A 12043-nucleotide genomic window follows, 5' to 3' on the forward strand; every position below is an offset into this window, starting at 1 on the left:
CATTATTATTCCATGTCCTGATTGCACGGGTTGTGTCACCGAACTGTGACATGTCCTAGACAAGATCAATAAGAACCGCACTCTGGTTGAGCACGTGTTTCCGTCCGTGACGGCCATCTGTCCAACGGGTGACGACTCTGTGACCAAGGTCACAATATTTCGGAAATCGGGAGTCAACCTGGTGGTTGGTGAAATTTACGGCAAGCAATTCCCGTGTTTCGGTTGCGGAGCACCCCCTAGGTCAGGGCAAGCTCATCCATCGTGAGCCCCGGTCCGAAGCTGAAAGAGCGCCCCCCGAAGGAAGACCTTCCGCCGAGGCGCCGGTCTTCGCGCCTCACCCCCAAGCGGGTGATCATCGCTGTGCTCTCGGTGGCCGTCGTCGCCGGCGGTGGCGGCTTCGTCGCCTACCGCGCCGTGCAGAACGCCAACGAACCCAAGCAGTCCTTCACCGTGGAGGACCTCGGCCGTCTGGCCAGTGGCGACCTCTACGCCCCCGACCCCAAGGCGGACCTGCTCAAGGCCGAGGCGGAGCAGGCGTACCGGGCCGACCAGCTCAAGAAGAAGCGCTCCGGCGCGGCGGGCAAGGACCTCGACTGGATCATCCCCAAGCGCGCCCCCGGCGGTGACGGCTACCCCGCCCAGAACTTCCCGCCCGGCAGCACCCCCTCGCCGGGCAGCAACAAGGCCACCGCGAAGAGCATGCTGGCCTCGTTCGGGTTCGGCCAGGATCAGTGGGGCTGCCTGGAGCGCCTCTGGCAGAAGGAGAGCGGCTGGAACGAGCGGGCGATGAACCGCTACTCCGGCGCGTACGGCATCCCGCAGTCCCTGCCGGGCAGCAAGATGGCCAGCGCGGGCAGCGACTGGCAGTTCAACGCCGCCACCCAGATCAAGTGGGGCCTCGGCTACATCAAGGGCCGCTACGGCACGCCCTGCGCCGCGTGGGCCCACTCTCAGTCCCGGGGTTGGTATTAACGGGTCAACTTTCCTTCTCCAATCGGCAAGCCGTCGCGCCTGATCCTGTATACGGGCGCACGCTGGCCGCATGGGTCTGAAGGTCAGTGTGATCGTCGATGTCCACAATCCGGGTGACACCGCCGACGCGTGCATCCGCTCCACACTGGAGCAGACGATGCCCGCGGACGAATACGAAGTGATCTTCGTGGACGACGGGTCCACGGACGGGATCGCCGAGCGCCTCGACGCCATCGCCGCGATCAGGCAGAACGTTCGCGCGCTCCACCTGCCGCACACGGGCTCGCCCATGCGCGGGCGCAACGTGGGGCTCGCCGCGGCGGCCGGTGACTACGTCTTCTTCCTCGGCCAGGGTGACCGGCTGGAGAAGGACGCGCTGGCCCGCATGTACGAGCGCGCCGTGGAGAGCGACGCCGACGTGCTGGTGGGCCGCCTGGTGCGCGACTGGGGCCCGCCGATGACCGCCTTCGAGCGCGGCACCTCACGCGCCGACATCCTGCGCGACCGGCTGCTGACCGTGCTCGTCCCGCAGCAGCTCTACCGCCGCGCCTTCCTTGAGGAGCACGAGCTGGGCTTTCCGGTGCCGGGCGGCCGCATGGGCGAGCAGGCGTTCGTGACGCGGGCGTACCTGCACGCCAAGGTCATCGCGGTGCTGGCCGAGCACGTCTGCTGCCACCTGGGGGAGCGGCGGCGCGCCGAGGAGGACCCGAGGGCCATCGTCAAGGAGCTGCACCGGCTGCTCGACGACGTCGACAAGTACCTCGGCGAGGGCCGCCAGCGCGACCGCGTCTACGCCCACTGGTTCCGCACGGCCGTGCTGCGCCCGCTGATGACCAGCAAGTTCGCCGACTCCTCCATCGATCGCGGCGCCCTGTTCCGGGTGGCGCAGGAGCTGACCGAGCGGCGCTTCCCCGAGCGCCTCGACCGCCACCTGCCGGTGCAGCTCCGGCTGGTCGCCGCGTACGTGCGCGCGGGCCGCCTCGACCAGATCGTGCTCATGGCGAACGCCACCAAGAAGGCCGGGCTGCGCGCCGACCTCACCGAGGTGCGCTGGGACGCCCACGTGCTGGTGCTCGGCGTGACCGTGGAGGTCGTGACCGGCGACGGCACGCCCGACCGCTACCGGGTGGACGGCGACCGTCTGCACTGGATCCCCCCGCGCGTCCTCGACACCAGGAAGCTGCCCGACGACATCACCGACATCACCGACGCGGTCGAGCGGGCCCGGGTCGAACTGTACGTCCGGCACGCCGAGACCGGCCTGGTGCACTTCCTGCCGCTGACCCAGGAGGTGGAGCGCATCGAGGACGGCCGGCGCAAGATGCGGGTGCGCATCAAGGCCGAGACCCGGCTGGACGTCACCCAGGCCGCGCTGGGCGAGCCGCTGCGGCCCGGCCAGTGGGAGGTGCACGTGCGCATGTTCTCGGGCGCCAACCAGGCGAGGAGCCGGGTCAGCAGGCCGGACGGGCCGCTCAACTGCCTGGGCGTGCTGGCACAGCGGCCCAGGATGCGGCTGGTGGTGCCGTGCTGGAGCGACCAGGGCGAGCTGGGCCTGGCCGTGGAGCCGCGCTCGTTCTCCGAGTCGATCGCGCTGGTCTCGCCGGGCGTGGAGGTCAAGCACATCGGCGGGCACGCGTACGTGGTGCTGCCGGTGCCGTACGTGCCGCCGAGCGGCGGCCCGCCGCTGGAGCTGGTGATGCGCGGCACCGGCAAGCGGGCCCGCGAGGTGTGCGCGCCCGCCCTGGTCGAGGCCGGGGTGCCGGGCAGGCTCGCGGGCCAGCTCGTCGCCAAGGTGCCGGTCAAGCGGCTGCTGCCGGGCGTCGAGCACCTCGGTCCCGGCTCGTGGACGTGCTGGCTGCGCTCGGCCGACGAGGAGGTCGGGCTGCGCTTCGCGCTGGAGATGCGCCGCGGCAAGGTCGAGGCCAGGCCGGCCGCCGCGGCCGACCCCCAGCGCTCGCCCATGGGCCGCGACACGGTGCTGCACAGGATCGGCAGGAGGCTGCCCGGCGCGCGCCACATCGTGCGTCTGGCGCGCGCGGGCGGCCACCGCTATCTCACCGACTGACCCAGCGCTCCAGCTCCTCGAAGGCGCTTCTGAAGGCCGGCAGCATGGGCTTGAGCCGGTCGGGATAGACGTCGACGAGGCTGTCGAGATGGTTGCCGCCCTCGATGCGGTGATAGCGGAAGGGGCGGTGCGGGCCGACCATCTTCGCGTACACGTCGGAGTCGCGCGAGATGGGCAGCAGCGTGTCGAGCGTGCCGTGCAGCGTGATCAGCGGCTTGGTGATGCGGCCGGTCAGCGCGATCTTCGCCATGGCCGCGTAGGGGCGGCGCGCGTCGTAGTCGTAGTCGGCGGGCGCGCCCGTGTAGGAGGGGTCCAGCTCCTTCTGGTAGAGCTCCTGGGTCAGCTCCCAGTAGTAGTCGCGGTGGAACGGCCACAGGAACTCCGAGCCCGCCGCGAACCCGGCCGCCCGCACTCCCGCCTCGTCCGGGTACGCCTTCAGCGCCTCCGGCAGGAAGTTCAGCAGGTTGTCGCCCTTGAGCCGCCAGAGCGTGCCCTCCCAGTCCACGCCGCCGTCGTACAGCCACCCGCGGTTCTCCAGCTGCCACCTGACCAGGTAGCCGCCGTTGGAGATGCCGGCCGCGAACGTGCGCCTGGGCGACCTGCCGTAGTGGCGCTTGACCACGGCCTTGGCGGCGACCGTGAGCTGGGTGAGCCGGTCGTTCCACTCGGCGATGGCGTCGCCCGGGCGGCGGCCATCGAGGTGGAAGTCCACGCCCACGTTGCCCTTGTCGGTGGCGGCGAACGCGTAGCCCTTCGACAGCACCCAGTCGGAGATCGTGTAGTCGTTGGCGTACTGCTCCCTGTTGCCCGGCGTGCCGCTGACGACGAGGCCGCCGTTCCACTTCTCGGGCAGCCTGATCACGAACTGGGAGTCGTGGTTCCAGCCGTGGGTGGTGTTGCCGGTGGAGGTGTCGGGGAAGTAGCCGTCGATCTGCACGCCGGGCACGCCGGTGGGGTTGACGGTGGCGGCCGAGTGCAGGCCCGCCCAGTCGTCGGGGTCGGTGTGGCCGCTCGCGACCGTGCCCGCCGTGGTGAGGTCGTCCAGCCTGGCGACCACCGCGTGCTCGGCGCCCGGCACGGTGAGCTGCGGCGCCGCCTGCAGGGGCGTGAGCAGACCCGCCACTAACGTGAGCGCGACGAACATCTACGCCTCCCCGAGGTGCTCGGCCAGCACGCGGCGGAAGTCCTCGGGGCGCTCGATGTGCGGGCTGTGGCCGCAGTCGTCCAGCACCACCTCGCGGTAGTCGCCGTAGCGCTCCAGCGCCGCCCGCATCTGCGTCACCATGGGCTGCGCGGGCGTGCCGGGGGAGCCGGGCACCGCGCCGATCTGTCCCAGGTGGGCGAGGTCGAGCAGCGAGGTGTCGGAGACGATCACGTCGTCGGCGCCCCTGATCCACAGGATGGGCGGCTTGGGGTCGATCTCGTGCAGGTCGTCGAGCCGGAAGTAGACGGGGGAGATGGCGTTCAGCACGCCGGTCTTGCCCGGCGCGACGCCCGGCCAGGCGTCGGAGGCGACCGCGTCACCGGGGTAGTTCGACTCGCCGACGCGGGTGGTCAGCATCGAGCGCAGGTAGAAGTCCTCGTCGGGGACCGGGTTCTTGACGTACGTGGACCTGAAGACGTTCCGCGGCGACGTGGGCGACTCCTCCGACAGGTCGCCGGCCTTGAGCCTGGCCACGAAGTCGGGGCTGGCCGCGCCCGCGCCCGAGCCGGTGCCGTCCGCGTGCGTCAGCCGCCCATCGGGACCCTCGGTGCCGCCCCAGCCGTACGGGGAGACCGGGTTGACCAGCGTGACGCTCGCGACGAGGGACGGCCGGTCACGCAGGAGCTGCAGCACCACGCCGCCGCCCAGGCTCCAGCCGACCAGGTGCACGCCGTCCAGCCCCAGCGCCTCGATCAGCTCGATGAGGTCGTCGGACCAGTCGCGCACGCCCCTGGTCGCGTCGATCGGCGCGGGGTCGCTGTCGCCGAAGCCCCGCAGGTCCACCGCCAGCGGGCGGAAGCCGTCCGGCACCGCCGGCAGGGTGTCGCGCCAGAACGCCGACGAGGAGACGTTGCCGTGCACGAACAGCACCGGCGCGCCGGTGTCCCTGCCCTCGACGGTCATGACGTGCTGGGTGAGCCGTGAAGTGGTGACCTTCATCGCGTGGTGATCCTTTCCGCGAGGTCGCTGCCCCGAGTTTCGCGCGCCGCGTACACGGCGGCCAGCGTGAGCACCGCCGCGAGCGCGAGGTAGAGGGAGATGGGCACGCTGCTGCCGAACTCGCGCAGCAGGGCCACGGCGATGATCGGGGCCAGCGCCCCGGCCACGATGGCCGACAGCTGCGCGCCGATCGACACGCCGGTGTAGCGGGTCCTGGTGCCGAACAGCTCAGAGAAGAACGCCGCCTGCGGGCCGTACATCATGCCGTGGAAGAGCAGGCCGACGGTGACCGCCGGCGTGATGACCCAGAAGTTGCCGGTGCCGACCAGCGGGAAGAACGCGAAGATCCACACCCCGATGCCGGCCGCGCCGGCGAGGTAGAGCGGGCGGCGGCCCAGCCGGTCCGACAGCGAGCCCCACATCGGGATCGTCACGAAGTGGATGGCCGAGGAGACCAGCACCGCGTTCAGCACGGTCGAGTTGTCCACGCCGCTCTGCGTCGCGTACGTGATGACGAAGACGGTCAGCAGGTAGAAGGAGATGTTCTCGGCGAGCCGGGCGCCGATCGCGATCACCACGTCCTTGGCGTGGTGGCGCAGCACCCCGACGATCGGGGCGCGCGGCTCCGGCGGCGCCGCCTGGAAGACCGGCGACTCGCTGATCGTCAGCCGGATCCACAGGCCGAGCAGCACCAGTACGCCCGACAGCAGGAACGGCACCCGCCACCCCCATGACAGGAACGCCTCGTCCGACTGCAGGGCCGCGAGGGCCGCCAGCACGCCGGTGGCCAGTAGGTTGCCGCCCGGCGCACCGGCCTGCGGCCACGAGGCCCAGAAGCCGCGCCGCGCCGTGTCGCCGTGCTCGGAGACGATCAGCACCGCGCCGCCCCACTCGCCGCCGAGCGCGAAGCCCTGCACCAGCCGCAGCGCCGTCAGCACCAGCGCGGCGGCGGGGCCCAGCGTCTCGTACGTCGGCAGGCAGCCGATGAGGAACGTCGCCGTGCCCATCATCAGCAGGCTGACGACCAGCAGCGTCTTGCGGCCGACCCGGTCGCCGAAGTGGCCGAAGACCAGGCCGCCGAGCGGGCGGGCGACGAAGCCGACCGCGTAGGTGAGGAACGACAGCAGCGTGCCGGTCAGCGGGTCGGACTCGGGGAAGAAGAGCTTGTTGAACACCAGGGCGGCTGCCGAGCCGTACAGGAAGAAGTCGTACCACTCGATGGTGGTGCCGATCAGGCTCGCGGCGACGATCTTCTTGATGGAAGTGGCCATGCCGGTCACCGTAGGATGTGACCGGAGTCACTCATATGGTGCGAGAGCCCACAGTCTTCCGCCTAGCTGTGTGGTTCGGCCGTGCGGCCCAGCCGGTGCAGGCGGAGCGCGAGCTGGATCTCCAGCGCCCGCTCGGGGTCCGTCCAGTCCTCGCCGAGCAGCTTGGCGACCCGGTCGAGCCGCTGCGTGACCGTGTTGACGTGGATGTGCAGCGCCTCGGCCGTACGCGACGGCGAGCCGCCGGTGCCGAAGTACGTCGTCAGCGTCTCGGCCAGCGCGGTGCCCCGGCGCGCGTCGTACTCGATGAGCGGGCCGATCACCCTGGTGACGAAGCCGCGCACGTCGCGGCCGTCGCCCATGAGCAGCCCCACGAAGCCCAGCTCGACCGCCCCGGCGCCGTCGCCCTCGCGGCCGAGCGCGATGAGCGCGTCGGCGCACCTGCGCGCCTCCTGGTAGGCCGCCGCGACGGCGTGCGCGCCGCCGGTCTCCTTCTGCCGCCCGGGCTGTGCCCAGGCGCCCGCCACTTTGGCCGCACCGGCCGTGGCGGGGCTGTGCAGCGAGGACGTCAGCTCCGCCGCCACCCGCCTGGCCAGGCCGCCGGGGTCGTCGCCGGGCAGCAGCAGCACGACCTCCTCGCCCCGGCCGGCCGCGAGCCCGTGGCGTACGGCCGCCTCCGATGACGCCCAGAACGCGGCGCGCTCCCGCTGCCCGCCGTGCTTGACCACGACCACGACGTGCGGCGCGCCCAGGTCCATGCCGAGCCTGCGCGCCCGGTCGGCGAGGCCCGGCGAGTCCGGCCGGGAGATCAGGTCGTCGAGCAGCTCGCCCCTGACCCGGCCCTCGGCCTCGGCCACGCTCCTGCGGAACAGCAGCAGCAACGCGCACACCAGCGCGGCACGCTCCAGGATCCGCTCGTCGGCGTCGTCGCTGCGCAGGATCAGCGTGCACAGCGGCTCGCCGCCCACGTCCACCGAGGCGATCAGCAGGTCGCCCCTGCGCACCGTACGTCCCAGCGCCCGCGACGCCTGCGCCGCCTCGAACACCCCGGGGTCCAGCTCGCCCACGTCGCCGCAGATCGCCCTGCCCAGGTCGTCAAGCACCGCCAGCGACCCGCCGAGCACGTCCGTCACCACGGCCGCGACGTCCTCGATCCCGCCGCCGCGCAGCACCAGCGAGGTCATCCTGTCGTGCGCGAGCGCGGCGCGCTCGACCGCCGCGCCGTGCTCCCTCGCCGTCTTGTGCGCCTGGGACAGCTCCTCCAGCGCGTTCCTGGTCTCCTGCAGCAGCCTGGCGTTGTCGATCGCGATCGCCGCGTGCGCCGCCAGGCTCGCCAGCAGCGACACCTCCTCCTGATGGAACGGCCGCGCGCTGCGGTTGGCCGCCATCAGCACCCCGATCACCCGCTGGCCGAGCCGCAGCGGCACACCGAGGATCGCGACCAGGCCCTCCTCGGTGACCGCCTCGTCGATGTGCTCCTGGTGCTTGAAGCGGGAGTCGGCGAAGTAGTCGGCCGTCGCGTACGGCGTCGCCGTCTGCGCCACGAGCCCGCCCAGCCCGTGCCCCATCGCCAGCCGCAGCGCACGGAACTTCGCCGAGATCGACCCGTCCGTGACCCGCATGTACGTGTCGCCGCGCTCGGGGTCGTGCAGCGTCATGTACGCGATGTCGGTCGCGAGGAGCTGCCTGGCCCGGTGCACGATGGCCTCCAGGACGGCGTCGAGGTCGCGCAGGGCGGCCAGGTCGCCGGCGGTGTCGTACAGGGCCGACAGCTCCGCCTCGCGCCGGGCCCGCCGCTTGAGCATGTCGCGCACCTTCAGCGCCTCGACCTTGGCCCGCTCCAGCTCCTCGATCTCCGCCGGGTCCGCGCCCGCCGCCCTGGCCTCGATGATCGGCCCCTCGAACTCGACCGCCGACGCCTCCCTGGCCAGCAGCTCGAGAAACCGCCTGGCCACTAGTGCGCCGTCCAGCCGCCGTCCACGGGCAGCGACACCCCCGTGATGAACGCGCCGCCGGGACCGCACAGGTAAGCCACCAGGTCGGCCACCTCCTCGGGCTCGATCAGCCGCTTGATCGCCGCCGGCTCCAGCATGATGTCGGTGACGACCTGCTCCGGCGGGATGCCGTGCACCCGCGCCTGGTCGGCGATCTGCGCCTCCACCAGCCCGGTCCGCACGTACGCGGGGCAGACGCACACCGAGGTCACCCCGTGGGGGGCGCCTTCCAGCGCCACCACCTTGGAGAACCCCTCAAGGGCGTGCTTGGCCGTCGTGTACGCCGACTTGAACGGCGAGGCACGCAGCCCGTGCACCGACGAGATGTTCACGAACCGGCCCCAGCCCCGCTCGTACATGCCGGGCAGCACCTTGCGCGCGATGAGGAACGGCGCCTCCACCATCACCTTCAGCATCGTGGTGAACACCTCGGGCGGGAACTCCTCGATCGGCGCCACATGCTGAAAGCCCGCGTTGTTGACCACGATGTCCACCGGCTCGTCGGGCAGCGCCGCCACGAAGCCGGGATCGGCCAGGTCCGCCACCACCGCGGTGCCGCCCACCTCGCCCGCCACCTGCTCGGCGGGCTCGGCCCGCACGTCCACGACCAGCACGTCGGCCCCCGCCTCGGCCAGACGCCGGGCACAGGCCGCCCCGATGCCGCTGCCGGCGCCCGTCACCAGCGCCGTACGCCCCGTCAGCTCCTTCGCCATACTCCGCACCCTAGGCGCTCTCCCGCGCGGGCAGCATGGGGTCGAGCGACATAGATGGGCGGCGACCTATGTGGATCAGTGGCATCTGCTATGTTGGGCGCATGATCGCGCATTTGTCCCAGTGGTGGTCCGCCTCCTAGGCGGTCCTCCCGGCATGATGCGCACACGGCCGCCTCGACGAGGCGGCCGTCACCGTGTGGTGGGTGTCCCCCCGTCGAGCACAGACGAGAAAGGGGACCACATGACCACCACCTGGCCGCAGCTTCTCACCACGCTGCTCGACGGCGTGTCGCTCACCTCCCGCCAGGCCGCCTGGGCGATGGAGCAGATCATGTCGGGCCGGGCCACCGACGCCCAGATCGCCGCGTTCGCCGTCGCGCTGCGCGCCAAGGGCGAGAGCGTGGCCGAGGTGTCGGGGCTCGCCGACGGCATGCTGTCCAGATCGGCGGCCATCCGGGTGCCCGGCGACCCCGTCGACATCGTCGGCACCGGCGGCGACCGGGCCGGCACCGTCAACATCTCCACCATGGCGGCCGTCGTGGCCGCCGCCGCGGGCGCCAAGGTCGTCAAACACGGTGGCCGGGCCGCCTCGTCCCAGGCCGGCGCCGCCGACGTGCTGGAAGAGCTGGGCGTGGTCATCGACCTGCCGCCCGCCGCCGTGGTCCGGGTGGTGGAGGAGACCGGCATCACGTTCTGCTTCGCGCCCGCCTTCAACCCGGCGCTCAAACGCACCTCCGGGCCGCGCCGCGAGCTGGGCGTGCCGACCGTCTTCAACTTCCTCGCCCCGCTCACCAACCCGGCGCTGCCGCCCGCCCAGGCCGTCGGCGTCTACCACCCGTCCATGGCGCCCGTGATCGCGGGTGTGCTCGCCGAGCGCGGCTGCTCCGCGCTCGTCTTCAGAGGCGACGACGGGCTCGACGAGCTGACCACCTGCGGGCCCTCCACGATCTGGGTGGTACGCAAGGGCAGGGTCACCCGCACCGCCTTCGACCCGCTCGAGCTGTCGATACCCCGCGCCCGCCCCGAAGACCTGCGCGGCGGCGACGCCCGGCACAACGCCGAGGTCGCCCGCGCGGTCTTCGCCGGCGAGGCCGGGCCCGTGCGCGACGTCGTCCTGCTCAACGCCGCCGCCGCGCTGGTCGCCGCCGACGGCACGCCGCCCGCGGCCGACCTGACGCCCGCGCTGGCCGCCGCCGTCAAGCGCGCGGCCGACGCGGTCGACTCGGGCGCGGCGCGTACGCTGCTCACCCGCTGGGCGCAGGCGACGCGGCAGGCCGCCGGCCGGTGAGCGCCGGTGATGCTCAGGGCCTGGTCATGGAGAGCACATCGAGCACGGCGTCGAGCTGCTCCTCGGTCAGGGTGCCCGCCTCGACGTGACCGCGCGCGATGACGACCTCCTTGATCGTCTTGCGCTCGGCCAGGGCCTGCTTGGCGATCCTCGCCGCCTCCTCGTAGCCGACGTAGCGGTTCAGCGGGGTCACGATGGACGGGGACGACTCGGCGTACTCGCGCAGCCTGTCCACGTTCGCCGTGATCCCGCTGACGCAGCGGTCGGCGAGCAGCCGCGACACGTTCGCCAGCAGCTTGATCGACTCCAGGATGTTGCGGGCGATCAGCGGAAGCTGCACGTTCAGCTCGAAGTTGCCGGACGCGCCCGCGAACGTGATGGCCGCGTCGTTGCCGATCACCTGGGCCGCGACCATCGCCGTGGCCTCCGGGATCACCGGGTTGACCTTGCCCGGCATGATCGACGAGCCGGGCTGCAGGTCGGGCAGGTTGATCTCGCCGAGCCCCGCCCGGGGTCCCGAGCCCATCCAGCGCAGGTCGTTCGCGATCTTGGTGAGCGACACCGCGACCACCTTGAGCTGCCCCGACAGCTCCACGATCGAGTCCTGCGCGCTCTGCGCCTCGAAGTGGTCGCGCGCCTCCACGAACGGGATGCCCGTCGCCTCGCGCAGCTTCGCGATCGCCGCCTGCGCGAACCCCTGCGGCGTGTTGATGCCCGTGCCCACCGCCGTGCCGCCAAGCGGCAGCTCCAGCACGCGCTCCAGCGCCGACTCCACCCGGGCCACCGCGTTCTCCATCTGCGTGGCGTAGCCGCCGAACTCCTGGCCCAGCGTCACCGGCGTGGCGTCCATGAGGTGGGTGCGCCCCGACTTCACCACGCCGCCGAACTCCGCCGCCTTCTCCCGCAACGCCTCCGCCAGATGACGCAGCGAGGGCAGCAGGTGGAAGCTGACCTCGGTGGCCGCCGCCACGTGAATCGACGTCGGGAACACGTCGTTGGACGACTGCGAGGCGTTCACGTGGTCGTTCGCGTGCACCGGGCGGCCCAGCCGCTCCTCGGCCAGCGTCGCGATCACCTCATTGGTGTTCATGTTGGACGAGGTGCCCGAGCCGGTCTGGAACACGTCGATCGGGAACTGGTCGTCGTGCTCGTTCTCCGCCACCTCGGCGGCGGCCTGCGCGATCGCCTCCGCCATGTCCTTCTCGATCACGCCCAGCTCGCCGTTGACCTCCGCGGCCACCGCCTTGATCAGGCCGAGCGCGGCGATGTGCGACGCTTCGAGCGTGCGGCCGGAAACCGGGAAATTCTCCACCGCTCGCTGGGTCTGGGCACGCCACTTCGCGCCGACCGGCACGCGTACCTCGCCCATCGAGTCATGTTCGATCCTGAACTCACTCATGACCCCCAGTCTTACTCACGCCCCCGTATTCCCTTCAGCAGGCGCGTTTTCGCGGCGGGCCGCCGCCGAGGGCGTCGTGGGGGAGGTGTCCGGCGGGGCGGCTTCCGCTGGATTACGGGCCTGACCTGCACTTTTGCCGCTTCCGTCGATCGTTCGGCGTGGTGGCGGGTCGCCGCTGAGGGGCTTTGTCGGGCGGCCGGG

General features: G+C 71.6%; 9 protein-coding genes. 3 read left to right on the forward strand and 6 right to left on the reverse strand.

All coding sequences use genetic code 11. The features are described 5' to 3' along the window. The first annotated feature begins 348 nt into the window (after positions 1-348). Positions 349-972, forward strand: coding sequence for a lytic transglycosylase domain-containing protein (locus WBK31_RS40375; protein ID WP_378785231.1), 624 nt, complete (start codon positions 349-351; stop codon positions 970-972). Positions 973-1042: 70 nt separating this feature from the next. Further along, complete coding sequence (locus WBK31_RS40380; protein WP_406674108.1) at positions 1043-3037, forward strand: glycosyltransferase family 2 protein; 1995 nt, start codon at positions 1043-1045, stop codon at positions 3035-3037. On the opposite strand, the gene WBK31_RS40385 is transcribed toward WBK31_RS40380, so the two are convergent. The 5 genes from WBK31_RS40385 to WBK31_RS40405 all read right to left on the reverse strand — a co-directional run bounded on the left by WBK31_RS40385 (position 3027) and on the right by WBK31_RS40405 (position 9155). Beyond that, positions 3027-4181: an alpha/beta hydrolase family protein gene (locus tag WBK31_RS40385; RefSeq protein ID WP_378785230.1), complete on the reverse strand. Its 1155-nt coding sequence runs from the start codon at positions 4179-4181 to the stop codon at positions 3027-3029. The two genes, WBK31_RS40380 and WBK31_RS40385, sit on opposite strands and share 11 nt — an antisense overlap. Next, the gene (locus WBK31_RS40390; RefSeq protein ID WP_364068825.1) at positions 4182-5180 is read right to left on the reverse strand and encodes an alpha/beta hydrolase; all 999 of its coding nucleotides are present in this window, start codon (positions 5178-5180) and stop codon (positions 4182-4184) included. Beyond that, positions 5177-6451, reverse strand: coding sequence for an MFS transporter (locus WBK31_RS40395; protein ID WP_364068827.1), 1275 nt, complete (start codon positions 6449-6451; stop codon positions 5177-5179). Before WBK31_RS40395 ends, WBK31_RS40390 begins: the two co-directional genes overlap by 4 nt. Positions 6452-6513: 62 nt before the next feature. Further along, positions 6514-8403: a helix-turn-helix domain-containing protein gene (locus tag WBK31_RS40400; protein ID WP_378785229.1), complete on the reverse strand. Its 1890-nt coding sequence runs from the start codon at positions 8401-8403 to the stop codon at positions 6514-6516. Beyond that, positions 8403-9155 (reverse strand): 3-hydroxybutyrate dehydrogenase, encoded by a 753-nt coding sequence (locus WBK31_RS40405; protein WP_406674109.1) that lies wholly within the window; start codon positions 9153-9155, stop codon positions 8403-8405. Before WBK31_RS40405 ends, WBK31_RS40400 begins: the two co-directional genes overlap by 1 nt. Positions 9156-9396: 241 nt before the next feature. Here WBK31_RS40405 and trpD point away from each other — a divergent pair, with 241 nt between their 5' ends. Continuing rightward, positions 9397-10443: an anthranilate phosphoribosyltransferase gene (gene trpD / locus WBK31_RS40410; RefSeq protein ID WP_364068833.1), complete on the forward strand. Its 1047-nt coding sequence runs from the start codon at positions 9397-9399 to the stop codon at positions 10441-10443. A gap of 13 nt (positions 10444-10456) precedes the next feature. Here the strand turns inward: trpD and WBK31_RS40415 are convergent, their stop codons facing one another. Beyond that, complete coding sequence (locus WBK31_RS40415) at positions 10457-11842, reverse strand: class II fumarate hydratase (protein WP_364068835.1); 1386 nt, start codon at positions 11840-11842, stop codon at positions 10457-10459. Positions 11843-12043: the final 201 nt, after the last annotated feature.

Source organism: Nonomuraea sp. N2-4H, from assembly GCF_045291505.1.
GTDB lineage: Bacteria > Actinomycetota > Actinomycetes > Streptosporangiales > Streptosporangiaceae > Nonomuraea > Nonomuraea fastidiosa.